The following is a 24,371-nucleotide window of genomic DNA, read 5'->3' as shown; positions in this document are numbered from 1 at the left end:
CACGCAGGTTGACCGTAGCCGACAGCCTCGCAACTCCCTATAATGCCGCCCCTATGGCTAAACAAAAGAAACACCCTACAGGGACCATCGCGCAAAATAAAAAGGCGCGACACGATTACTTCATCGAACATCGGTTCGAGGCTGGTCTGGTCCTGGCCGGCTGGGAAGTAAAGAGTCTGCGCGCCAGCAAGCTGCAACTGGTCGACAGTTATGTGCTGCTCAAGGATGGCGAGGCGTGGCTGCTCGGCAGTCATATCACCCCGCTGACCACTGCGAGCACGCACGTGATTGCCGACCCGGTGCGCACGCGCAAGCTGCTGCTCAATGCCCGCGAACTGGAAAAGCTCGCTGCCGCCGTACAGCAGAAGGGCTACGCCTGCGTCTGCCTGTCCTGGTACTGGAGCAAGCACCTGGTCAAGTGCGAGATCGCCTTGGGCAAGGGCAAGAAGGAATACGACAAGCGTGATACCGAGCGCGAGCGCGACTCCAATCGCGAGCTGCATCGCGCTGTACGCAACAAGGGCAAGGAAGACTGATCCTTGCTGTGATGTAGCCTTGGGAGGTCCCCTCGGCTACGTCCCCTTGCGCCGCTCCGCACGCGCCACACGCTGAACTTCCTGACGCACTTCTTCCAACACTTCCTGCACATACAGCAAGTGACGTGTTGAGACTTCCCGCGCCTGCTCGGCGCGCCCTTCGATAATCGCCAGGTACAGATCCCGATGCTGGCTGATCAGCATGTCGCGGGTTTCCGTACGCTGCTGATACATGCCGCCGATGTTGGTCACCACGTTACGTTTGAGCAGGTCGAACAGACCACGGATGGTGTGCAGCAACACGGCGTTGTGGCTGGCCTCGGCGATCGCCAAGTGAAACCGCGCATCCGCCGCACCCTCTTCGGCCCGACTCACTTCATCGGACCGGGTGTAACAATCCTGTAGCGCTTCGAATGCCGCCGTAAGACGCTCGCGATCAACCTCTGTCGCGCGCAATGCGGCGTAGTAGGCGCAGGAGGCTTCAAGGGTCTGACGAAACTCCAGCAGATCACGCTGAGCCTCGGGGTTGTTCTCCAACAGGTGCAACAGCGGATCACTGAACGTGGAGCCTAAAGATTCGGCCACATAGTTACCACCGCCCTGGCGGCTGACGAGCAAACCTTTGGCTGACAGTTTCTGGATTGCCTCCCGCAAAGAAGGGCGCGACACCCCGAATTGCTCAGCCAACGCGCGTTCGGCCGGCAAGCGCTCGCCCGACTTCAGCGTGCCCTCAAGGATCATGCCCTCAAGCTGCTCGACGATGTCATCGGACAAACGGCGCTGACGCACCTGATCAAACCCCATCACTCACTCTCCACCATCCCGACCACGCGCCGGGCCTCTATTCTCGCCTATCGCAGCGCTTGCAGCACCTATCAGAACGCCCTCGTTTCAGCCGATCACCACACCCTGCCCACCCACTTACGACCAAAGTTTCGCGGGCGGCAAATTGACACACCCCTGCCAAGGCTTTTACTCTAGCCCACGGCGATTGTAAATTGGTATTACCAATTATCCAAGCTAACCATACAACAACAATCAGGGGCCACCCCACTATGCAAACCTGGCAACAGCTCTACAGCCCGCTCGGCAGCCTCGGCCTGTCCGCACTGGCAGCCGTCATTCCGATCGTATTCTTCTTCCTGGCCTTGGCTGTGTTCCGCCTCAAAGGCCACGTGGCGGGCAGCATCACCTTGGCGTTGTCGATACTGGTGGCGATCTTCGCCTTCCAGATGCCGGTAGACATGGCACTGGCCGCCGCCGGCTACGGCTTTGCCTACGGCCTTTGGCCCATTGCATGGATCATTGTCGCGGCGGTGTTCCTCTACAAACTCACCGTCAAGAGCGGTCAGTTCGAGATCATCCGCAGCTCGGTCCTGTCGATCACCGACGACCAACGCCTGCAAGTGCTGTTGATCGGCTTCTGCTTCGGCGCCTTCCTTGAGGGTGCGGCCGGTTTCGGCGCGCCCGTGGCGATCACTGCTGCGCTGCTGGTCGGCCTGGGCTTCAACCCGCTGTATGCCGCCGGCCTGTGCCTGATCGCCAATACCGCCCCGGTGGCCTTCGGCGCACTGGGCATTCCGATCATTGTTGCAGGCCAAGTGACCGGCATTGACGCGTTCAAGATCGGCGCCATGACCGGTCGCCAACTGCCGCTGTTGTCGTTGTTCGTGCCGTTCTGGCTGGTGTTCATGATGGACGGCGTGCGCGGCGTGCGTGAAACCTGGCCAGCCGCGCTGGTCGCAGGCTTGAGCTTTGCCATAACCCAGTACTTCACCTCCAACTTCATCGGCCCGGAACTGCCGGACATCACCTCGGCTTTGGCCAGCCTGATTTCGCTGACGTTGTTCCTGAAAGTCTGGCAGCCAAAACGCACCGCAGGCGCACAAATCGCCGGTGCCACCTCCAGCGCAGCGGTCGCCGCCAGTGCCGGCGGTTTCGGCCTGCCACGCAACACCATCGTCTCGCCCTACAGCCTCGGGCAGATTTTCAAGGCCTGGTCGCCGTTCCTGATTCTCACCGTACTGGTCACTATCTGGACCCTCAAGCCGTTCAAGGCGATGTTCGCTGCCGGCGGCTCGATGTACAGCTGGGTGTTCAACTTCGCAATCCCGCACCTGGACCAACTGGTGATCAAGGTCGCGCCGATCGTGACCAACCCCACCGCGATCCCGGCCGTGTTCAAACTGGACCCGATTTCGGCGACCGGCACTGCGATTTTCTTCTCCGCTCTGGTCTCGATGTTGGTATTGAAAATTGACATCAAGACTGGTCTTACCACTTTAAAAGAGACCTTCTACGAACTGCGCTGGCCGATCCTGTCGATCGGGATGGTGCTAGCCTTCGCCTTTGTTACCAACTACTCCGGCATGTCCTCGACCATGGCACTGGTTTTGGCCGGTACCGGCGCGGCCTTCCCGTTCTTCTCGCCTTTCCTCGGCTGGCTGGGAGTTTTCCTGACAGGCTCTGATACCTCGTCCAACGCCCTGTTCAGCTCGCTGCAAGCCACCACCGCGCATCAGATCGGCGTCAACGACACGCTGCTGGTCGCCGCAAATACCAGCGGTGGCGTCACCGGCAAGATGATCTCGCCACAATCCATTGCCGTGGCCTGCGCCGCTACCGGCCTGGTGGGCAAGGAGTCCGACCTGTTCCGCTTTACTCTCAAGCACAGCCTGTTCTTTGCCACCATCGTCGGGCTGATCACCCTGGCCCAGGCCTACTGGTTCACCGGTATGCTGGTGCACTAAGACCTGCACGTAATGCCGCCGGATTCGATTCCGGCGTCAGCTATTTCTGGAGGACCGATGAGCCTGCCTGCTGCTTTCCTGAGCGACGTCGCACAACTGATCCCGAAAGATCGGCGTTTCGACGACCCACTTTCCACCCTCGCTTTCGGCACTGACGCCAGTTTTTACCGACTGATCCCACAACTGGTGATCCGCGTGGAGTCAGAAGACGAAGTCGTCGCGTTGCTGCAACTGGCTCAGCGCGACCACGTACCGGTAACCTTCCGCGCCGCCGGCACCAGCCTGTCCGGGCAAGCCATCAGCGATTCGGTACTGATCGTGCTGGGCGACAACTGGAATGGCCGCGAGATTCGCGGGCAAGGCACGCAAATCCGCCTGCAACCCGGTGTGATCGGCGCCCAGGCCAATGCCTGGCTGGCGCCGTTCGGGCGCAAGATCGGGCCGGACCCGGCGTCAATCAACGCCTGCAAGATCGGCGGTATCGTCGCCAACAATGCCAGCGGCATGTGCTGCGGCACCGCGCAGAACACCTACCACACCCTGGCCGGCATACGCCTGGTGCTGGCTGACGGCAGCCGCTTGGATACTGAAGACGCCACCAGCGTTATGGCGTTTCGTGAACAACACGGCGCGCTGCTTGAGCGGCTGGCGACATTGGGTCGCGAGACGCGGGCCAATGCCGAATTAGCGGCCAGGATTCGCCACAAATACCGCCTGAAAAACACCACCGGGCTGTCGCTCAATGCCTTGGTGGATTTCGATGAGCCGTTGGATATCCTCAGCCATCTGCTGGTGGGTTCCGAGGGCACCCTTGGTTTTATCAGCGCGGTCACCTATGACACCGTGATCGACCACCCGAACAAAGCCTCAGCGTTGATTGTGTTTCCCGATGTCGAGACCTGCTGCAACGCGGTCACCGTGCTCAAAACCCAGCCAGTCTCGGCCGTCGAGCTGTTGGACCGACGTAGCATGCGCTCGGTACAGAACAAGCCAGGCATGCCGGCTTTCGTACAGCAACTCTCGGAAAATGCCTGCGCCCTGTTGATCGAATCCCGCGCAGCATCATCGACTTTGCTGCATGAGCAACTGGCGCTGATCATGGCGTCCCTGGCCCCATTTCCGGTAGAGAAACAGGTCGACTTCACCGAAGACCCTGTGGAAAACGCCCGCCTGTGGGCGATCCGTAAAGACACCTTCCCTGCCGTCGGCGCCGTGCGCAAAACCGGCACCACCGTGATCATCGAAGACGTGACCTTCCCGGTTGAACAACTGGCAATCGGCGTCAATCGCTTGATTGAGCTGTTCGACAAACATCACTACGACGAGGCGATCCTTTTCGGACACGCGCTGGAAGGTAATCTGCACTTCGTGTTCACCCAAGGCTTCAACAGCGCGGAAGAAGTCACACGCTACCAAGCGTTCATGGACGACGTGGCGCAACTGGTGGCCGTCGAGTTTGGAGGCTCGCTTAAAGCCGAACACGGCACCGGGCGCAATATGGCGCCGTTCGTGGAACTGGAATGGGGCAGCGACGCCTATCAATTGATGTGGCAACTCAAACGCCTGCTCGACCCCAACGGCATCCTCAACCCGGACGTGGTGCTCAGCGAAGACCCGCAAATCCACCTCAAGCACCTCAAGCCGCTACCCGCCGCTGATGAGCTTGTGGATAAGTGCATCGAATGCGGCTTCTGCGAACCGGTGTGCCCGTCGAAAGGCCTGACCTTGAGCCCGCGCCAGCGCATCGTGATCTGGCGCGACATCCAGGCGAAGAAACGCGCAGGTGTTGACACCACGGAGTTGGAAGCCGCGTATCACTACCAGGGCATCGACACCTGCGCCGCGACCGGCCTCTGCGCTCAACGCTGCCCTGTAGGAATCAATACCGGCGACCTGGTGAAAAAACTGCGCAGCCGTGACGCCGACCGTACGAAAACCGCCGAGTGGCTCGCCACCCACTTCTCCACCGCGCTGCAAGGCGCGCGCTTTACCCTGCATGTGGCCAATGGCGCTCGGATGCTGCTCGGCGCACCACGCCTGGCGAAGCTATCGGCCCGCGTGACCCAGCTGTCCAAGGGGCAAATCCCGCAGTGGACCCACGCCATGCCGCAGCCGGAAAAAGCCATCCGCTTCAGCCCGGCGGTGACGGACGAACGACCACGGGTGGTCTACCTGGCCGCCTGCGTTTCACGCGCCATGGGGCCGTCAGCGGGGGATAAAGAACAAATGTCGCTGTACGACAAAACCCGCGGCCTGCTGGAAAAAGCCGGTTACCAAGTCGTGTTCCCCGACAATCAGGACAGCCTGTGCTGCGGCCAGCCCTTCGCCTCCAAAGGCTACGCCGAACAGGCCGAACACAAGCGCCAGGAGCTGATCGGCGCCCTGCTGCACGCCAGCCGTGGCGGGCTCGACCCGATCTACTGCGACACCAGCCCCTGCACCCTGCGCCTGGTGCAGGACTTGGGCGAAACGCGCCTGGACCTTTACGACCCCGTACGTTTTATCCGAACCCACCTGATGGACCGCCTCGACTTCACGCCCCAGGAAGCGCCCATCGCCGTACACGTCACCTGCAGCACCCAACACCTGGGCGAAAGCCAGGCCCTGATCGACCTGGCCCGACGTTGCTCCAACACCGTGGTTATCCCGGAAGGCATTCATTGCTGCGGGTTTGCCGGTGACAAGGGCTTTACCACGCCGGAACTCAACGCCCACTCACTGCGCACACTAAAAGAAGCGGTGCAATATTGCAGCGAAGGCATCTCCACCAGCCGCACTTGCGAGATCGGCCTGAGCCAGCACGGCGGCATTGATTATCACGGGTTGGTCTACTTGGTTGACCGCGTCACCCAAGCCCGCGCTCATTAATCCTGCAAAAAAACAGAACCCCTGCGCGCCGGCGTAGTCATCTGCATAGGCCTCGACAAACGAGGCTCATCAGTGATGTCGCTGGCAGCCGTTGAACGCCAGCAGCGTCGAGCCCTTTTGCGCAAGGAGATACCCTATGAAGCGTTCCGCTCTTGCTGGCTTGTTCATTACCGCTGCGATGCTGGCTTCCCCTGCTTTTGCGGCGGGCGATAAAGACCTGTGCCAAATCAATCTGGACAAAATCAACAACGGTAAAGCGCTGCTCGCCACTGACACCAGCGGCAAAAGCGGCGAGATAGACACTGCCGTGTCCTCGGCCAAGGCGGCTCATGCCGCAGGCGACGAGAAGAAGTGCATCGAGATCACCTCAAAGGCACTGCAAGACCTGCAGAACAGCGAAAAAGGCGGCCAATAGGCTGCTCAATCACGGAAGGTCTACCTTCGGGTTGGCCTTCCGTGACGGTTTGGCGTACACTGCAAAGGCTTGTCACTCACTATGAAACAACGAGTTACAAGCACGGGGCCGTTTAGGATTCGACGCCGGTTGCGAAACTTTAGGTGCATGCCGAGTTGGTAACAGAACTCGTAAATCCACTGTTGCAACTTCTTATAGTTGCCAATGACGAAAACTACGGCCAGGAATTCGCTCTCGCTGCGTAAGCAGCCTTAGCCCTGAGCTTCTGGTACCTTCGGGTCCAGCAATCACCAGGGGATGTCTGTAAACCCAAAGTGATTGTCATATAGAACAGAATCGCCGTGCAGTACGTTGTGGACGAAGCGGCTAAAACTTACACAACTCGCCCAAAGCACCCTGCCCTTCGGGTCGCTGAGGGTTAACTTAATAGAAACGGCTACGCATGTAGTACCGACAGCGGAGTACTGGCGGACGGGGGTTCAAATCCCCCCGGCTCCACCAAATTATCATCTAAAGACGTCCACGGACGTCTTTTTTTGTGCCTGAAATCCAGTAAATACAGGGGTTTAGAGTCTACGAGCGTCCACCAGCATCCGTGACCATCTACGATTTCGTGTATTCCAAGTGGTATTCCAAGCCCTCACCTGCTATTTTTTGGAATACATAAACAGCACTGGAATACACCATGGGGGCCCAAGCCACGCGCCTTTCAGACGTAAAAGTCAAAGCCGCGAAGCCAAAGGAAAAGGACTACATACTCACCGACGGCAACGGCCTTCAGATGCGAGTGAGAATCAATGGCTCAAAGCTATGGAATTTCAACTACATCCAACCCGTGACGAAAAAGCGGATAAATATGGGATTGGGCACCTTTCCTGAGGTAAGTCTGGCTCAAGCACGCAAGAGAACCGTGGAAGCGAGAGAGCTCGTCGCCCAGGGGCTGGACCCTAAAGAGAAACGCGACGCCGAGCGGCACGCGAAAAAAGCAGCCACGGAACACACTTTCGAAAATATCTCGGCAGCGTGGTTCGAGCTCAAAAAGGATTCAGTTACCCCTGCATACGCCGAGGATATTTGGCGCTCCCTCACGCTGCATGTCTTCCCTGATCTGGCCACCACCCCAATCTCTGCTATCACTGCCCCGAAAGTCATAAATTTGCTGCGCCCCCTCGAGACGAAGGGCAGTCTCGAAACCGTTAAACGTCTAACCCAACGCCTCAATGAGATCATGACCTATGGTGTCAATTCGGGATTGATTCACGCGAATCCGCTCAGTGGAATTCGCTCCGTCTTCAAAAAGCCCAAAAAGAAAAACATGGCGGCCCTTGCGCCCGATGAGCTGAAAGAGCTCATGGTGGCAATTGCCAATGCCAGCATAAAAAGAACTACACGCTGCCTAATTGAGTGGCAACTTCACACCATGACTCGGCCAGCCGAGGCTGCCACTTCCCGCTGGGCTGATATCGACTTCGAAAAGAAGATCTGGACTATACCGGCGGAGCGCATGAAGAAACGTCGGATACACATCATTCCGCTCACGGAGCAGGCTCTGTCGCTCTTGGAAGCGATTAAACCCTACAGTGGACACCGGGAGTATGTCTTCCCTGCAGACCGGAACCCTCGCACCCACTGCAACAGCCAGACAGCCAACATGGCGCTGAAGCGCATGGGCTTCGAAGGGCGCCTGGTAAGCCATGGCATGCGCTCAATGGCTAGCACCATCCTCAACGAGCACGGCTGGGATCCTGAGTTGATCGAGGTGGCGCTTGCCCACGTGGACAAGGACGAGGTTCGCAGCGCCTACAATCGGGCGGACTATATCGAACGCAGACGCCCCATGATGACCTGGTGGAGCGAGCATATTCAGGCGGCAGCGACTGGAAACCTTTCCGTGTCGGCAGTACACGAGAGTAGGGACAGAAAAGTTGTTCCGATACGCTGATCTACCGGCCAAGAGCTGCCTGTGGTCGGCGTAATGGCGCTGGCCATGATCAAATGAAGATTCGGCCAAGAGCGGCCATGATCACATATGCCTCCCCAACATCCGAACTAAGCCCATCCGCCCCCCAGCAGGTGATGGAGTGCCGAACGTGAGAAGCTGGACACGATCCATGCGCAATTGGCGGTCGCTTCTTGAGGTTGATGACTAACTGAACTCCCTATCAAAATAAGAGCCACAGCTAGGACAGATCACATTGGTCACCTGATCGGCGACAGTGTTGTGGTACGTCCAAATCGTGCCGTTCTTGAATAGCGGAGCCGCGCAGTCGTAGCAATGGGTTCTGACACTCCACACCCCGCAGCGTTTGCAGTCAAGAAGCCATCTCGTCGCCCCGCGACGAGTACTCTTTGCCTCGATCGCTACATGGCGTTCGCCGCAGCCAAGACAGAAGCTGCGGGATGTCCATGTTTTGTTGCCATAATCATCGTGTTCTTCCTGCGGCTCAGGAAATGAACTCTGGAATACCATCGCCAGCAGGCGTTTGAGGTGCTGGGTCGAGCGCGCCCCGGAAGACGACACTCCCGTCTGTATCCAGCCCTGACGATGGGATTGCGTCCTGCCGTAATCACAATGCGCCCCCCATTCGAGGGGTGACGCCGCGGGACGTGCTGTGAACTCGCAGGGCTGCAGGATGAAAACCCTTCCGCTTTCCACCGCCTTGTCATAGCCTTTCGCCAGGACCAGCTCGTCAAGCATACGGTTCAGCCCATCTCTCTTCCAGTTGCTCCTGAACTTGGCGTCCATCACTATGCCGCCGCGCCGCCCACTTTCGCGATCGAAACGCCTAGATTGTTCCTTGCCCGTATAGATAACCTCTAGAATAAAATCAGGCCGTCGCCCCGTGGACATTTCTGCCTGACAGTTGAGGGTGACCTTCATTTCCAGGTCGTCGCGCGAAAACTCGAACCTGACGTTGCTTGCGCGCTCGAGCGAGGTCGCAACCAGCTTCTCTTCCCAGCCACGTTCGGGCTCGAACCAGAAGTCATGCATCAGCAGCATGAAGATCTTAAGCAGGCACCATTTTTCATAGATATCACTGGTATGAAGGATCCCTATGCTGCTGATCTCTTCAAGTTTCGACAGATCTAGGCCGCCGCGATTGAAGAGTTCGCGAACCTTATTAAATGCCGACACACAGGCAGCATAATCCGGGTTGGAGACGAACCGCATTCCCAACGGGAAATTCGAACTGCGTGAAATTCCCAGGCAGTCAAAGCCTGCGTCAGTTTCCGTCAACTTTCGCGCCCACCGCCCTATTTCCTCAACTGACAAAGAAATAACTCTCTTCTTTTCCAGAGATTTTTCCGCGCGTCGCTCGCCTATACCCGCCTCGCGATTAAGCTCACGCAGCTCATTACGAGAAAGACGAACAAGCCAGTTGTTTTTTTCCAAGCCTCGTCTCTTTCCAGCCCTTTTCTCAAGCACGTCCGTTTGCGGCAAAACCTCTTGCACCGAGGTGAAGGTGATCTCGCGAAATTGTTGCCCTTTGGACGTATCCCTCACGCGGGAGTCCACGCTCCCTGTGAGCGTAAAGTTTTTGCAGAAGTGATGTGCTCCGAGAATTAGCTCGAACAAATCCTTAGGCAGCACAACCACTCTGTAGTCGACAGGGCTGGCTACATTGCTCGCCATGGTATCCTGTGGCGTGTAATAAAAAGCAAAGTGATCAAAATACCTTTTGCCCAAACGAATCGGAAATCGACCAACTAGATCCGCCTCATGTCCCGACCGGCTCTTGAAGTCCGCAAGCGCATCCAGCTTGCGCTTGATCTCTTCCGTCTGCTGATCGAACACCTCGGGCTCGACAGGACGCATCTCCATTTCACGATCGCGACGGGCGCGCTCACTCTCCTGTGAAGCTAGCCTGTCAAGAAAGCTAGACTGCAGCGAGGCTGCCGAAACATAGGCATCAGCCACTTTGAGGGAAACCGCCAATACATGTCGTAGATAGCGGTTCTCGGCGGTGTCCGCCGACTCATTGAAGACCCGACCCGTGAGCTGGCGGGCTGTTGGATTACGCGCATACTCGCGAAAGGTCACCGTGTTTGGACGCAACTTCGCAAGAGGCTGCTGCGCCTGTCCCTCCCGGATGTTGACAGCTGGAGATGCCAGCACCCTGTGCGACGCAGTATGTAACTCTTTTAGCGCATCAGCGAACTCGGTCCCAGCTCCGGCACCTTTGCCCGTTGCTGTGGCTCCGGCGGAATCGTTCATGATCATCCAGAGAAGATCGCCCCGAAAGTCATCTATATACGCCTGGATGTCGGCGCGACCGAAGGTCGAAAGACGATTTTCAACCCGCAGCGTTAAGTCGCCTATCCGGATGTTGTAGACGCCTGCACTCCGTTGAAGCTCGCTCAGATGACGCTTGCCGGCATGATCCCAACCATCATTTCGCAACCACCAGAATCCACCGCCCCGTGGATCTGCAACCTGCAACATAGGAGTTTCCTGCCCCAGCGCCGTCACGAAAACAGGCATCACTTCTTCAAATCCGGGCCCGACGCGAATACCGAGCCACGGTTGAAAATCGTTGAAGATCACGCTCTCAACAACAAACTCACCATCAGTGCGAGACTCTATCTCCAGCGAAACCGGCGCAACCTCTATTGCCCGGGCGACGCCTTCCGACTGCCAGTCAATCGTCAGATAGCGGGCTTCGATTTCCGGAGGCATTACCGAGTCCAGAAGTTGGCGATGCCGTTATTGCCTTCTGCGCGAGCGATTAACTCATCCAAAGACTCAACAGCAGACTCGGTCACCTGGCTCAGGTCAAGACCAATTAAGGCTTGTGCCAGTGAATCCCTGAGGCCGATCAGCACATCCCGTCGCTTCTGCCCATTGTTCGAGACCTTCTCTAAATCGAGGATGATTTTGGGAAGAATCTTGTGTACCGCGACGTTATTCAAAGCAGCTAACTCTCCAATCTCGGCTTCCTCCCCCCTACGGATGTAGTTGAGCGATTGCCGGATTGCCCGCAGGCCGAACTCGATACCCAGCGGATCGAGATAGTCCCGCGCCAGACCTACCAACAGCTTAACCTTCGGGTCGGTCTGATCGAAGGTCGGATACTCGGCGCGGAAACCGATATCAGCGGCCAGAATGTTCATCGGTAGATCCAGGTCTAGGTCGAACTCCTCCAGCTCGCCCTCAACCTCATTCCAGTCCATTAACACGGGATTGCGGAACCGCATGACGTGCGCACGGTCAAGAATTTTTGGTGAGAGATAGTGCGTGGTCTCGTCCACGTTGATCGCCCCGATGATCCAGACGTTAGGTGGAAACCGGAATCCGGCGGGAACGTCGATCAGTCCCGAGAGCGAACGCCTGATCTTCGCGTGGTGATTGAGTAAAGTGTCAGCGTCTTGGAAGCCCGCTAGCCTGCGAAGCTCGAGGTTGGCCTGATCATTCATTAGAATATCGCTGAACGAGGCGTCGCCCGGCAGGCCTGCACGCTTCCTGGCCTCTTCCTCAAGCGCTAAGAAAATTTTGTTATCGATTACGGCCTGACGCTCCTCCGCCGATGAGTACAGGTGGATCCAGGGAGCCTCGCCTCGAGTTTCAAGCAAACTCAGGAAGTCGGCAAAGTAGTACTCCACGCGGGCGAGGTTCATTTCGTCGAGGCAGATGAAGTGCGGAATTTCTGGCTCGCGCGCGGCATCCAGCAGTGCCAGCAGAAATTGCGTCGGGTGGTAGCGCCGCTCAATTGGGTTGTAGTAACCCAGCAGGTCGTCCGAGCCGGTCCAGTTGGGTTTTACCGGCACAATTGTGCAGCGCCCCCCGACAGCGGAGGCGACAGACTTCACCAAGTTGGTCTTGCCGGATCCCGAATCCCCGGCGAGCACGATCAAGTCGTTGGTGCGTAACAGGGTGATGAAGTCGAGCAATTGCGCGCGGGTGTAGAGGATACCCTTACGCCAAAGAAACGCCTGGATGTACGAAGCCAGTCGTTGGAGGTTTCCGGCAAGCGCCTCCCGAAAGCGATGCCCTTCTCGGGTATCACGCGCCCCTATAAGGGGAAAAACTTTCTCCAGATCAGCCCTGTCGATGAGATTGAGCGCGACCATGCGCTCACTCCTATCCTGGAGAAAAGCTTCCAGCTCTCGAAACCTAGTTTCCAATGTATTTTTCCTCTGCACGAACTCTGTGTCGAGAGCCGCGATACGATCCATTCGCTGATCGACTTCCAGCCCGATTCGCCCATACTCATCGTCGAGCAATTTCTTATTCTGAGCAGCGACTTCGAGAGCTAATTGTGCAGAGAGCAATTTATCTCCAGCTTCAGAAGTCTCACGTTGCAACCGGTCCTCTATAGCCTCACGCACCTTTGTCACTACTAGCGGCATCGCTTCTGATTGGATGTTTTTGATACTCCACCAACTTTCAGGGATGTGGCTTAGTGGTTCTAGCGTTTCAGGATGAACCATGCAGCCAAACGGGTCGCCGCGTTTTTTTCGTTCATCCAAGGGTGACAGATCCAACTCCGCGGACGCGAAGCTCTCAATTCGCCCAAGTTTCTGGATTCTGCTGAGTTCGGAGGGCGGCACAAATACTGATTGGCGCACGCTGGCGTTTTTTAGTGGTGGGGGCAGCCTGATGCCTGTTTCGGCATGATGCAGATCTACGAGAAACCCGAAGGTTTTCCCTTCGGCCAGCTGTAACCGGCCAATGACTCTTAAGTGTAAGGGATCACGCTGGCCCCATACTTGAGCAAGATAGTACCGTAGGTCCTCCTCCGACCACCCGAGCGATGGTAACTCCTCGGCATAACCTTCCCCGCTCGCAGCGCTGACACCATCCTGTTGCATTGAATCGGTTGTCACATGTTCACCTAAGACCAAACACTCATTTGGATCTGGCTACCCTCGTCGATCTGACGCGTGTTTTCAACTAATTGCGGCTTGGAATACCAATCAAAAAAAACTCAGACCTATATCACCTCTGTGAACGCCCACCGTATTAACTGCGGTAGGGATTTGGCGTGCCTGCTTTTTGGCTAGTACGCTCATCACTTGAGAGGATTTACGTATGTATGCCCCTTGCCCTAGCTGCAATTCTGGACGTGTCGCAAAGAAAAATATCGGTAAGCAAACGGGTGGGTTGATTGGCGCTGCAGGAGGTGCAGTCAGTGGGGCCGCCGGAGCCCTGTCGGGAGCTGAGGCCGGTGCAGTACTCGGCATAGTCGGCGGGCCTGTTGGGATTGCTGTGGGTAGTATCGCTGGCGCCATACTCGGAGGGTTGTTTGGTGGTGCTGCCGGCGGGATCGCTGGGGCCACACTGGGTGAACAGATTGATGAGAAGGCGCTGGATAACTATCAGTGCCTGGAATGCGGTTACAGCTTCAGCATCAACCGTTAGTTCGTTGTTTGTTGAAGCCACGCTCTTTTCCATTCATTTCGCAGGAGTCATTCCCATGGCACACCTCATCGAACAAATGGCTTACGTTGGTGATACTCCCTGGCATGGCATGGGCAGTCGCCTATCGCCCCAACAACCGCTCGAAGTCTGGCAGCGCGAAGCGGGCATGGACTGGAAGATCCAGGACAGCCCGGTGCATTTCAAGTCCGACAGCATCGGTGTTCTGGGCTCAATTCACTCTTTCCCTGAACAGAAGGTGCTGTATCGCTCCGACACCAAGGCCCCCTTGTCAGTGGTCTCCAACCGCTACCAGGTGGTGCAGCCCCGTGAAGTGTTGGAGTTCTATCGCGATCTGACTGAGGTCTCGGGCTACGAGCTGGAAACCGCCGGAGTGCTCAAAGGCGGTCGCAAGTTCTGGGCTCTGGCCCGTACTGGGCAAGGCACGGCGTTGAAGGGCAACGACCAGGTGAATGGCTACCTGCTGCTGGCCACCTCCTGTGATGGCACCTTGGCCACCACCGCAACCCCCACCACCGTACGTGTGGTCTGCAATAACACGCTGACCATCGCCCTGGATGGCACCACCCGCGTGATCAAGGTGCCACATAACACCCGCTTCGATCCGCAGGCAGTGAAAAAGCAGTTGGGCATCGCCGTCTCCCAGTGGGACGAGTTTATGTACCGCATGCGAGCACTGGCTGAACGCAAGGTGCAGTGGCATGAAGCGATGGGCTTTTTCATGAACGTGCTGTGTGACGTAACCCCCAATAGCAAACTACCCGAAGTCCTGCCGAACGAGCGCGCATTGCGCAAAGTCCAAGGGCTGTACGAAGGCGAGGGTCGGGGAGCAACGCTTGAATCAGCCCAAGGAACTGCGTGGGGCTTGCTCAACGCCGTGACCGAGTATGTCGATCACGAGCGACGCGCCAGGAGTGCTGAATACCGCATGGACTCGGCCTGGTTTGGCCAAGGCGCTGTGATCAAACAACGCGCCTTGCAGGCCGCACTGGAGCTCGCCGCCTAGCTCCACTCACTTACTCAACTATTAAAACGCCTGGTCAGCTTCTGCTGGCCGGGCGTTTTTTATGCCGCACAGGAAAACATCATGGGCACGCAAACTCTGCAACAAACCAGGAGCAAACTACGGCCTGCGCTGCGCCTAGTGGGCACCAAACAATTGCCGCGAGAGGAATGGTTGGCCGTACGCAAACAAGGCATCGGCAGTTCGGATGCCGCCGCAGCCGTGGGCCTGAACCCGTACAAATCCCAGCTGGAGCTGTGGCTGGAGAAAACCGGCCGTGACACCTCACTGCCCAAGCTCGATCCGCAGGATGAGGAAAGTCCGGCTTATTGGGGCAATATCCTGGAGCCGATTGTCGCAACACATTACACCCGGCGCAGTGGTCATCGGGTCCGCCGGGTCAATGCGGTGCTGCAGCATCCTGATTCCAAACTGGCCTGGATGCTGGCCAACATCGACCGCGAGGTCATCGGTGCGCCAGAGGTACAGATCCTTGAATGTAAAACTGCTGGCATAAACGGCGCACGCCTCTGGAAAGAGGGCGTGCCGGAGTATGTTCAGTTGCAAGTGATGCACCAACTGGCCGTGACTGGCAAGCAGGCAGCCGATGTAGCAGTGCTGCTGGGTGGCCAGCACCTGGAGATCCATCGCATCGAACGGGACGAGTCGTTGATTGCTCGGCTGATCGACCTGGAGCGGTTGTTCTGGGATTACGTGGTCAGTGATACCCCACCTCCGGCAGACGGATCGGCCTCGGCGGAGCAGGCGTTGCGCTGCCTGTATCCACAGGACAGTGGGCAAAGCCTGGACTTCAGCCAGGACGCGCTGCTCTGTACGACCTTTACCGAACTGCAGAGAGTGCGAGGATCGATTGCTCTGCAGGAGGAGCAGGAAGCTCAGCTCAAGCAAACGTTGCAACAGGCCATGGGTGATGCCAGTCGGGCGACCTTCGCAACCGGCAGCATCACGTGGAGGAAAGCCAAAGACAGCGTGGCACTGGATATCCCCCGCCTGCTGAAAGAAAAGCCCTACCTGCAAGTGCGCTACTCGACCACAAAAACCGGCTGTCGGCGTTTTCTACTGGCCTGAACGCTCGTTCGCGCTTCCCTTATTCCCATGCCCTTTCTCTCCAACGCCACCCTGGCCGTTTACGCGGACTCGGTGGCGTTTTTATTTCAGATACAGGAGAACTCCCATGCTCAAAGGTTTAGCCATCACTCCGCCGATTTTGGGCCGAATATCCATTGGCAAGCTCGTCGAAAAGAACGGAAAGCGTCTACCGGAAAAGGACGATCAATTCACCCTTACCTCCCAAGTACAGAGCCGTGACGGCTGGCTGCTGCACCCCCTCAATGAGGAGCTGCGTAATGGCCATGACGGCAAACTGCGCAGCATTCCAATCCGGCTGCTGTTCAACGAGCCTGACCTGAACTTTCGGGCTGACTACAGCCTGTTCGACCGCACCACTAGCCGACCTTTATGCGTCGGCAACGGCCTGACCTGCAAGCGTTTGACCGAGGACGGCATTCAGGCATTGCCCTGCCCTTCTCCGGATGGCTGCTCACTGGCGCAAGGCGGAGCCTGCAAGCCTTACGGCCGGCTCAACGTAGTGATTGGCGATGACGATCCGCTGGGCAGTTTTGTCTTTCGCACCACAGGCTACAACAGCATCCGCACTCTGGCAGCGCGTCTGCATTACCTGCAAGCCATCTCCGGCGATCGCCTCGCCTGTCTGCCGCTGGAGTTGCGTTTACGCGGTAAATCCACCCGGCAAAGCCATGGCACGCCGATCTTCTACGTGGACATTACGGTACGCAATGGACTGACCCTAAAAGACGCCTTACTGGCAGCCAAGCAATTGGAGGAAACCCGGCAAGCCGCGGGCTTTGACCAGAGCGCCTTGGATCACGCGGCCCGGCAAGGCTTTAACAATGGGGCATTTGAAGACAGCGAGGAGGACACCGGCGCCATCGTCGAAGAGTTCTTCCCCGCCATTGAAGATCAGCCCAGCGATGTAGAGCCAAAAGCCCAACCGGCAGCGCCTGCCAAACCCTCACTCGGTCAAAAGTTGGAGTCGCAAGCCACGCGGCACAACGGCAAGCCCACCGTCCAGTAACAGGGTTTCTCAGAGCCCTCCGTTTTCTCACGCATTCGTACAGGAAGACCCACATGAAATATCACAAGCTCAGAGCCGGTGAAGATACCGGTACCTATGTTATGGAAGCCCCGGTCACCGAAGCTGACATCCTGCGTATGGCTCAACAACTGGCAATGAGTCGTCTGTCTAAAGGCCGGGCATTGACTGAGCCGAAGCAGGTCTTCAGCCACCTGCAAACACTGCTGCAGTACCATGAGCACGAAGTCTTTGCTCTTCTGCTGCTCGACACCAAGCACCGGATTATCGGATTTCAGGAGCTGTTTCGCGGCACGCTGGACGGGGCCAGCGTTTACCCAAGGGAAGTGGTCAAGATCGCCCTAGAGCACAACGCAGCAGCCGTGATACTGGTGCATAACCATCCTTCTGGAGATCCCGAACCCAGCCAGGCCGATCGCACGCTGACCACCACCCTCAAGAACGCACTCAGCATGATTGGCACCCAGACGCTGGATCATATCGTTGTAGGCCACGAAGGCTGCGTATCGTTGGCTGAACGAGGTTACCTATAACGCCTAGGCTCACACCGCCCGATAGACTGCCCTTGGCTGATGCTAGGGCGGTCATCGGCAGGGTACTCCCCTCACTTATTTTTTGTCGTGATCCAGCGGTTGTTGTAGTCAGCTCCTGCTGCAGCCGAAACTATGACTTCCCCACGCCTAAGGGCATCCGCAGTCGGCCTTACTTTTCTTAGTCGTGCTGCGAACACAAATCAGAGTGCCTCTGCCTCTGCCTCTGCCTCTGCCTCTGCCTCTGCCTAATCGTCGTAAACCTACGAGCAAGCTGCCGGGCCAATTCGCACAAAGGTCACACTGAATTCTTTGCACTGCCGATGCTGCTGGAGCCGATTCGCAAAGCTGAAGGCATCATTCAGCTCAAAGCGCTGAAAAACATCCAAACCACGACCAAGCACTATCTTCCAACCCGTGTCGGTTGTGATGTCTCGATCATGCTTGGTGCCGCTAGTGTCGTAGGCCCAACTGAACAGGATGCCAACACCCGTACAAGCATCAGCGATCTTCTGCAGGCTTTCGGTCTGACGATCACCATTGGAATCATCCTCAACGGTCACCACATGAACCACCACCTCATCTTCCGGGCCTTGCATCTTGCTAATGGTCTCCATCAGCTCCATCAAGTTGCGCAACTGGTGGAACATACGAAGATAGGGGTCTGTGATGATGATGCGCTTGGCACCTACCAGATAGGGACTGAACAACTTGTCAAAACTCAGTCCTCGCTGATTTTCGTGGAAGACCAAATGCTGCTCCTTCAGCACTGGTTCCATCGGCGCAGGATTGCTTGGGCGTGAAGCTGGCCCTTGCATGGCTGGCGCTGCCTCGATAAGCGCCAAAGGGTCAGTATCGACTTGGGGTAAGTCTGCAGTACAAACTTCAGTCGCTCCCCTTCGATGGTATTGATTAGGATACTCATCCTCTTCCAGAGTGCGCACCAACCGCTCCTGAGCATCCCCCCCCTTGTAGGCAAAACGAACTGCCGGATAGGTCGCGTCAATGCGTAGCAACTGATCCTTCACCCGCTTGCGCCCTTCAATTGCAGTGCGCAATACGTCTTCCACTTCGGCGTCTGTCGCCTCGCCATGCGGGTACAGGATCTTCATCAAACCAGAAAAGGTTTTGTTGATGCCATCGCGGTCGCGCGTCGAAATATCGTCGGATAGAGTGAAATGGCCCTTATAGCGATCTGAGTAGTCATGACTACGAAGCGAGCGCAGGATCTCGGCCAGGTAGTCCACCACGAAGCCGTAACCACTGGAGAACATCTCGCCACGGATGACATCCACTTCCCAACCGGGGATGTAGCAGTGAATGCGATCGAGAAAGGCTGAATCGTGGAACTTTTCCGGCAGCGGGTCGAACAGGTCCGTATGCTTAAGCATGTACGGCACGGTGTGATCGGTATTACCCACAAACACCATGCTGGCCTCTGCTCCCAAGGTTTCCACTCCCCGCGAGAATGACTTGTTGGCCATGTAGTTCTTCATGATGTCCACCAGCGCCTTGTCCACTCGCTTTTGCTTGCCGGCGAACTCATCGAAAGCCACTACATCCCAGTAACCCACCAGGCCGAGCTTACCCGTGCCGTTATGGACGAACAGCTTGGGAACTGTCACCTCGCCACCGGAGATAAGAATGCCGTGGGGTGAAAACTCGGAATATACGTGCGACTTGCCGGTGCCCTTCGGCCCCAGCTCGATCAGGTTGTAATTGCGCTCGCAGAACGGGATAAGGCGGATAAGCTGAGCGAGCTTATTGCGCTTGCCGAACATCTGCGGATTGAAACCTACGCTCTGGATCAGCAGGTCAATCCACTCATCAGTGGTGAACTGCTTACGTGCCTCCAGATAGCCGTCGAAATCAAAGCGGGAAATCTGAATTGGCTTTAGCGAGGCCAGAATCCAAGGTGAGGCAGACTTGTCCTCGGTGTATTCATACTCCACATCCGCAATGCACCAAACACCACCCACCAGCAGCTTCTGGTGAGCCTTAACGGTGTTGGAGTCGATCAGCACCTTCTTGATGCCCAGGTTGGCGAACTCAGCCTCGTACACGTCATCCTTGTCGTTTAATGAGACGCTAATACGGTCAATAACCTTGTGCCGCCCCTTCTCCTTGATGGTCGAGCGTACCAGCCCAGCTTCGTTTCGGTGGACATAGTGCTTGCGCAGGATCTCCTTGACGGTCTCGATACCGGTCTGGATCGTCGCCTCGTCATTGGTCGCGCAGTACTGGCCCAGCAAGTACTCCAGCACATACGACGGCACAATAGCGTTGCCCTTCACTGCTTTGACCAGGTCTTTGCGCACCACCAGGCCGGCAAAGTGCTGGTTGATCTTGTCGTCGAGCTGACTCATTGGAGCTCCTGCTTAAAAATCGAATTCGCTGCTGAACGAGCGGCGAATGGAATAACGCGCGGCTTTGTACCGTGTGAAGTGTGAAGTGCCTTCCACGGTCTCTTCAAGGAGCAGCTCCACCTGCTGATTGTTCGCCTCATCAGCCTTGCGGCTGAGAATGAAGCGCACCGGCAACTCCCGTTCACGCGGGTTAGCAGAGCTGAAGTCGAACAACAGCTCATGCTGATCGGATACCAGCTCTCCATCCAGTGTGAACAGACCTGCACGCAACCGGCGCGGCTGCAGTTTCTCGGTCACTGCCTCGGTTTGATAGAGCACCACCGCCAACTGCCCGGTGGTGATGGTCTTGCCACCGCCACCAATGAACTCCACATCCACCCGGCCCACATCGCTCTGGCGCTTCTTGTTTATTCGGATGACCGGGATCACCACCTCTTGCAGAGTGGCACCACCGTGCACAAAGCGGCTGCCAGACCCTTTCAGGCGCAGACGGTTGATGGACTTGGGAATCTGCACCATAAGCGTACCCGTCAGGCCTAGCTGTACCGGGTTGAAGGTTTTAAAGCTGGCTCCTTCGCGCAAGCTACGACCCAGTACAAAACGCCGGTCGCGGTAGAGGACCTCATCGCCCTCCGGCTCACCGCTGAGGAAATCACTCTCCTGTAGCGGATGATTCTGATAGATGAAGCCATGATCGGCAGTGATCAGCAGGTTACTGGCATTGGCATTGGTCAGCTTCTTCACCAGACGGATCAGCTCACTGAGCGTTTCCTCGGCCGCCGCAAATACCCGCTCCTCGGTATCACGAGTGTCGCCGGTCTTGTCGATCAGGTTGTGATAGACGTAAACCACCTCGTTGTCGCGCAGCAAGGCACGAGAATCAGCCTGGTTCATCGCCAGTAGATCCTTCGCTCGTACCACCTGGGATGCTGGAACCCTGGTCGCCAGTATCTTGCCCCGGTTGACCGAGCCTTGAGCGCTCAGACCATCCACTATGGCATCACCACTGTCATTGTCGGCCAGTTGCAGACTGCTGTTGGGTAGCAGCGCCGCCATTCCTAGCTGGGTGTAACTCGGTAGCATCGACAGCATCGGATCCAGCTCGGCCTCGAAGCGATCTTCCTGACGAATCAGACTTTGCAGCTCCTCGCCTACCTCATAGCGGAACGCATCGGAAATCAGCACACACACCTTAGTTCTGCGCTCCACAAAGGGCTGCACATAGCGGCTGAAGAAGTTGCGCTGTAGCACTACGGGCGCGGCCTCCCACTGCTGAGCTGCATCCACATGCTGCTGCCAGCGGTCGTTAAGACGGCTCAGGTAGTTGTTGCCGTACAGATTCTCGACCTGCATAGCCAACTCACCCAACAACGAAGCCTGGCCGGATTCGCGCAGGTGATAGACGAATTTGCGGTAACGCTGATCCAGCCTGAACCACTGGCTGGCGTACTTTTGCACGCCATCAGTCAGCGACTCCATTTGCAGCTGCGTGATGTCCAATACCTGGATGAACTGCGCCGCATGCTCCAGCGCCAGGTACACATCCTTGAAGCGCTCAAACCAGTGGCTCTGACGGCGCTGGCGTACCCACTGCTCCACCTCCTGAGCGGTCACTGTACGGGCCACCACGGCACGTACCAGCTCACTGAGGATCTTGCGGTCGATCAGCTCGAAATAATCCAGCTCCAGCAGGCTACGCCAGTCCAGGGTTTGCAGCTTGTCGTCGATCTGCAGCACCGCCGCGCACTGCTCAGACAGTGTCTCGAAACTCTGCTCATGTGAACGACTGTCCTTCCAGCGTTTGAGGAACACCAGCGCCTCAGCGGACAGTCGCGCCTTATAAGCCGGGTCGATCCCAAGCATGAAACAAGCCTTAAACAGCTCGATAACGAAATCGTGCAACCCTGGTTGCTCGGAGCTATAGCCATAGGCGCGCTTCACCTGCTCCCACAGATAGACATTCAAGCCGCTGCTTTCGATTAACTTGACCCGCACATCTTTGCTAGCGGCCAGATCACCCAGCAGGTTTTCCAGAATCACATCCAGGCGCGGCTCGTTGCCGGCGCATACAGCAAGCATTTTGCGTTGCAGCAGGTTCTGCGAATCACCCGGTTCCAGCAACTTGCCGAGTGCCTCGCGGCGCTTGGCTGATTCGAAAAACGCCACATGCGCTTCCAGCAACGGATAGCAGTCCGGTCCCAACTCCAGCTCAGCCAGCCACAAGGAAACCTGATCGGTACGGAAGCAATTGCCACTGGCGAGCTGCACATCCAACAGCCAATTGTGCAAATGCGGAGGCTCAGCACCTTCACGGTAGAGCAGAAACTTCTGTTCCGGTTGCTCGCGCAGGAGGCGGTATTTCACGCCAAACTCATTGTTAGCCAGGACGATTTTCTCGACATCCGGCAACTCCAGCGTCTCGAAATCAGCGCGAAATTCCAGGCGCGTGTCATACCAGAACACTATGCGCTGCTTGTCGAACAGGTTGCTCAGGGCCTGGCTGATTTTGGGGTTACTCATGCCACGGCCTCGATCTCTTCATCTTCGTCCAGCACTTCCTCGATCATCGAAAGCGTTCCGCTAACCACGACATTGCGGCGCAGCCGTTGCATCAACGCTTCCCGACGCTTTTCACAGAACGTCTGGAAGTGAGCAAAATGCAGACTGTCGTCGTCATTCAGTAGCAGGTCGACCGGCTTGAATCCGGTGTCCTTCTCTGTCATCCAGTCGGCCAGTGACAGATCCTTCTTCGAGCGGTTCTGCGAAGCATTCAGCAGGTGCAGGTTGGCAATCGAGTTCCAGTTAATGGAGCTCTGATAGAACGCCATCAATCCGGGATCTTTTTGAAGGAAATCCTTTTTGGCTAGAGCAGCCTTTGCAAAGGCGCTGCTCGGATGCAGATGATCGATGTCCAGTTGCAGGTTCTCATTGATCTCGGGGAATAGCAGGTTTAGGACCGAACGGCACCTTGAATCCTCATACTGAATATCAAGGAGCCCCCTCAGATAGGCCTCATCAAAACGAAGATCCTTGTTGGTTGCGGTGAAGGCCTCAATGATTTCATCCAAGGGGAACAGCCCCTTGTCCAAATGCCTAGCCAACAACCGCTGCATCTTGGTCAGAACACCATCAGCCTGCCCACCAAATATCCCTCGCAAAAGCACCATATGTAACCAGCGGGACAGCGCCAAGCGCTCTTCGCGTAGGTAGTTGATGTTGTTGATGGTGTGATACAGCGGCTTGTCACGGAAGGACTGCTTGTACATATAGAACGCCAGCGGGATGACCGCGTTCTTGGCTCTCAGCGACTGGTCGTTTAAGCCGAATTTGCGCAGCAGCTTGAAGGTTGCGACCACACAAGCCCTGATCTCCGGCCACTGCTGCTGGATGATGCTCACCTGATCGGAGTCGAAGTTCTTGACCCGGAACCGCACATCAGCCCCCGTCAGCATCAGACAGGTCTTAAGCACCCAGTCACGGCCAATCGAGAACTGCATCTCCGAGCTTTGCCGTACCTCGGTCACCAGTTCGTCTATATCTTTGCGAGCATCCCCATCCCAGTTAGCGATGGCGATCGACATCAACAAGTCCGAAAACGCCAGCGGCGTACCGCCACTGTTCGTGCGGATGAATACATCCAGTACGTGATCGATATCCTGACTTTCCTCGTTGTAGAAGTGGATTACCTCTTCATGCCTGACGAGATAGTACAGGCGGGTCAACGCCTTACGCGCAAAGCTGTTGGAGGCCAGCCCATGCTTCTCAAGGTAGGGCAAGACCACCTCGAACGGAATCTCATCTACAGAACGCACGTCAGGCAGGCTCAACACCTTACCCACTTCAAACCAGCGCGAGGAAGGGTCATCACTAAACGCCGACACCTGCTTTTCGGTCAGAAATCGGAAATGGTAGTGGGCCATCGAGTCGTTGTCCGCTCCGTCCAGCCCCTTAGCAAGATCCAGATAGAGTCGACGTGGCGGCAGCACTTGGTCGTTACGCGCATTGGGCCACCAGACACGGGGCTGCTTGTAGGCATAAGTGCCCTTCAAACCGATGTAGATCGAAGTCAGCCGCTGCTGTCCATCGATGACTGCTTTGAAGTCTTTGAAGTCGCCCTGAGTCGGAACGTAGTCATTGGACTCCTTGAATCGCTGACAGTAGTCGGTTAGGAAGCTGTAGAAGCGGTATTTGTTCTTGATCTCCGGGCTCGTCACATCCCACATCATGAATGTATTGATCGGATACTCGCGCATCAGGGAATCAAATAACACGCAGATCTGCTGGGGCGACCAGACAAAATTGCGCTGGATCGCCGGGAGCAGAAACGTCCGGTCATCGATGTTGCGTATCGCCTGGCGAATCGTGATCGCCTTCTCGAAGCGTCCTGACAT

16 protein-coding genes and 1 other RNA gene are annotated in these 24,371 nt (G+C 56.8%); 11 read left to right on the top strand and 6 right to left on the bottom strand.

Going from position 1 to position 24,371, the window contains the following annotated elements; all coding sequences use genetic code 11:
- Window positions 1-53 precede the first annotated feature (53 nt).
- Complete coding sequence (gene smpB / locus HX793_RS16420) at window positions 54-536, top strand: SsrA-binding protein SmpB (protein WP_005791513.1); 483 nt, start codon at window positions 54-56, stop codon at window positions 534-536.
- A gap of 36 nt (window positions 537-572) precedes the next feature.
- Here the strand turns inward: smpB and HX793_RS16415 are convergent, their stop codons facing one another.
- Window positions 573-1,340: a GntR family transcriptional regulator gene (locus tag HX793_RS16415; RefSeq protein WP_016976808.1), complete on the bottom strand. Its 768-nt coding sequence runs from the start codon at window positions 1,338-1,340 to the stop codon at window positions 573-575.
- Window positions 1,341-1,591: 251 nt separating this feature from the next.
- Here HX793_RS16415 and HX793_RS16410 point away from each other — a divergent pair, with 251 nt between their 5' ends.
- The 5 genes from HX793_RS16410 to HX793_RS16390 all read left to right on the top strand — a co-directional run bounded on the left by HX793_RS16410 (window position 1,592) and on the right by HX793_RS16390 (window position 8,511).
- Complete coding sequence (locus tag HX793_RS16410; protein ID WP_177094182.1) at window positions 1,592-3,286, top strand: lactate permease LctP family transporter; 1,695 nt, start codon at window positions 1,592-1,594, stop codon at window positions 3,284-3,286.
- Between the two features lie 57 nt (window positions 3,287-3,343).
- A complete protein-coding gene (locus HX793_RS16405) occupies window positions 3,344-6,154 on the top strand; it encodes an FAD-binding and (Fe-S)-binding domain-containing protein (RefSeq protein ID WP_177094184.1) in 2,811 nt (936 codons plus the stop codon).
- Between the two features lie 136 nt (window positions 6,155-6,290).
- Window positions 6,291-6,569 (top strand): PA2433 domain-containing protein, encoded by a 279-nt coding sequence (locus HX793_RS16400; protein WP_016976805.1) that lies wholly within the window; start codon window positions 6,291-6,293, stop codon window positions 6,567-6,569.
- 104 nt (window positions 6,570-6,673) lie between these two features.
- Window positions 6,674-7,070: a transfer-messenger RNA gene (gene ssrA / locus HX793_RS16395) on the top strand.
- Between the two features lie 184 nt (window positions 7,071-7,254).
- Window positions 7,255-8,511 carry an integrase domain-containing protein gene (locus HX793_RS16390; protein ID WP_048385690.1) on the top strand — a complete coding sequence of 419 codons (1,257 nt, stop codon included), beginning with the start codon at window positions 7,255-7,257 and terminating at the stop codon, window positions 8,509-8,511.
- A 204-nt stretch (window positions 8,512-8,715) separates the two neighbouring features.
- On the opposite strand, the gene HX793_RS16385 is transcribed toward HX793_RS16390, so the two are convergent.
- A complete protein-coding gene (locus HX793_RS16385; protein WP_177094186.1) occupies window positions 8,716-11,247 on the bottom strand; it encodes a hypothetical protein in 2,532 nt (843 codons plus the stop codon).
- On the bottom strand, window positions 11,247-13,394 hold the full coding sequence (locus tag HX793_RS16380; protein ID WP_308936656.1) for an McrB family protein: 2,148 nt from the start codon (window positions 13,392-13,394) through the stop codon (window positions 11,247-11,249). Before HX793_RS16380 ends, HX793_RS16385 begins: the two co-directional genes overlap by 1 nt.
- 205 nt (window positions 13,395-13,599) lie before the next feature.
- Between HX793_RS16380 and HX793_RS16375 the strand changes: the two genes are divergently transcribed.
- The 5 genes from HX793_RS16375 (at window position 13,600) to radC (ending at window position 17,617) form a co-directional block, all read left to right on the top strand.
- Window positions 13,600-13,929 carry a hypothetical protein gene (locus tag HX793_RS16375; RefSeq protein ID WP_178905525.1) on the top strand — a complete coding sequence of 110 codons (330 nt, stop codon included), beginning with the start codon at window positions 13,600-13,602 and terminating at the stop codon, window positions 13,927-13,929.
- Between the two features lie 55 nt (window positions 13,930-13,984).
- Window positions 13,985-14,953 carry a DUF932 domain-containing protein gene (locus tag HX793_RS16370; RefSeq protein ID WP_177097434.1) on the top strand — a complete coding sequence of 323 codons (969 nt, stop codon included), beginning with the start codon at window positions 13,985-13,987 and terminating at the stop codon, window positions 14,951-14,953.
- A gap of 81 nt (window positions 14,954-15,034) precedes the next feature.
- Entirely contained in the window at window positions 15,035-16,039 is a 1,005-nt protein-coding gene (locus HX793_RS16365; protein WP_177097432.1) for a YqaJ viral recombinase family nuclease, read from the top strand.
- A gap of 106 nt (window positions 16,040-16,145) precedes the next feature.
- Complete coding sequence (locus HX793_RS16360; protein ID WP_177097430.1) at window positions 16,146-17,066, top strand: recombination directionality factor; 921 nt, start codon at window positions 16,146-16,148, stop codon at window positions 17,064-17,066.
- A gap of 53 nt (window positions 17,067-17,119) precedes the next feature.
- Entirely contained in the window at window positions 17,120-17,617 is a 498-nt protein-coding gene (radC, locus tag HX793_RS16355; protein WP_177097428.1) for a RadC family protein, read from the top strand.
- A 260-nt stretch (window positions 17,618-17,877) separates the two neighbouring features.
- Here radC and brxL read toward each other — a convergent pair whose 3' ends face one another.
- From brxL to HX793_RS16340, 3 genes are read right to left on the bottom strand one after another with little or no spacing between them, the layout of a single operon-like run.
- Complete coding sequence (brxL, locus tag HX793_RS16350) at window positions 17,878-19,980, bottom strand: BREX system Lon protease-like protein BrxL (protein WP_177097426.1); 2,103 nt, start codon at window positions 19,978-19,980, stop codon at window positions 17,878-17,880.
- Between the two features lie 12 nt (window positions 19,981-19,992).
- Window positions 19,993-22,500: a BREX-1 system phosphatase PglZ type A gene (gene pglZ / locus HX793_RS16345; protein ID WP_177097424.1), complete on the bottom strand. Its 2,508-nt coding sequence runs from the start codon at window positions 22,498-22,500 to the stop codon at window positions 19,993-19,995.
- The gene (locus HX793_RS16340; protein ID WP_177097422.1) at window positions 22,497-24,371 is read right to left on the bottom strand and encodes a DUF262 domain-containing protein; all 1,875 of its coding nucleotides are present in this window, start codon (window positions 24,369-24,371) and stop codon (window positions 22,497-22,499) included. Before HX793_RS16340 ends, pglZ begins: the two co-directional genes overlap by 4 nt.

The sequence above is a fragment of the Pseudomonas reactans genome (assembly GCF_013387025.1).
Lineage (GTDB): Bacteria > Pseudomonadota > Gammaproteobacteria > Pseudomonadales > Pseudomonadaceae > Aquipseudomonas > Aquipseudomonas reactans.
The sequence above is the reverse complement of the archived record's forward strand: the minus strand, read 5'-3'. Positions and strand labels throughout refer to the sequence as shown.

Bases quoted from the DNA above. Each gene is read 5' to 3' on its own strand.
- radC (WP_177097428.1), top strand. From the start codon at position 17,120: ATGAAATATCACAAGCTCAGAGCCGGTGAAGATACCGGTACCTATGTT.
- smpB (WP_005791513.1), top strand. From the start codon at position 54: ATGGCTAAACAAAAGAAACACCCTACAGGGACCATCGCGCAAAATAAA.
- HX793_RS16370 (WP_177097434.1), top strand. From the start codon at position 13,985: ATGGCACACCTCATCGAACAAATGGCTTACGTTGGTGATACTCCCTGG.
- HX793_RS16390 (WP_048385690.1), top strand. From the start codon at position 7,255: ATGGGGGCCCAAGCCACGCGCCTTTCAGACGTAAAAGTCAAAGCCGCG.
- HX793_RS16340 (WP_177097422.1), bottom strand. From the start codon at position 24,371: ATGTCAGGACGCTTCGAGAAGGCGATCACGATTCGCCAGGCGATACGC.
- HX793_RS16365 (WP_177097432.1), top strand. From the start codon at position 15,035: ATGGGCACGCAAACTCTGCAACAAACCAGGAGCAAACTACGGCCTGCG.
- HX793_RS16405 (WP_177094184.1), top strand. From the start codon at position 3,344: ATGAGCCTGCCTGCTGCTTTCCTGAGCGACGTCGCACAACTGATCCCG.
- HX793_RS16385 (WP_177094186.1), bottom strand. From the start codon at position 11,247: ATGCCTCCGGAAATCGAAGCCCGCTATCTGACGATTGACTGGCAGTCG.
- HX793_RS16400 (WP_016976805.1), top strand. From the start codon at position 6,291: ATGAAGCGTTCCGCTCTTGCTGGCTTGTTCATTACCGCTGCGATGCTG.
- brxL (WP_177097426.1), bottom strand. From the start codon at position 19,980: ATGAGTCAGCTCGACGACAAGATCAACCAGCACTTTGCCGGCCTGGTG.
- HX793_RS16360 (WP_177097430.1), top strand. From the start codon at position 16,146: ATGCTCAAAGGTTTAGCCATCACTCCGCCGATTTTGGGCCGAATATCC.
- HX793_RS16375 (WP_178905525.1), top strand. From the start codon at position 13,600: ATGTATGCCCCTTGCCCTAGCTGCAATTCTGGACGTGTCGCAAAGAAA.
- HX793_RS16410 (WP_177094182.1), top strand. From the start codon at position 1,592: ATGCAAACCTGGCAACAGCTCTACAGCCCGCTCGGCAGCCTCGGCCTG.
- pglZ (WP_177097424.1), bottom strand. From the start codon at position 22,500: ATGAGTAACCCCAAAATCAGCCAGGCCCTGAGCAACCTGTTCGACAAG.
- HX793_RS16415 (WP_016976808.1), bottom strand. From the start codon at position 1,340: ATGGGGTTTGATCAGGTGCGTCAGCGCCGTTTGTCCGATGACATCGTC.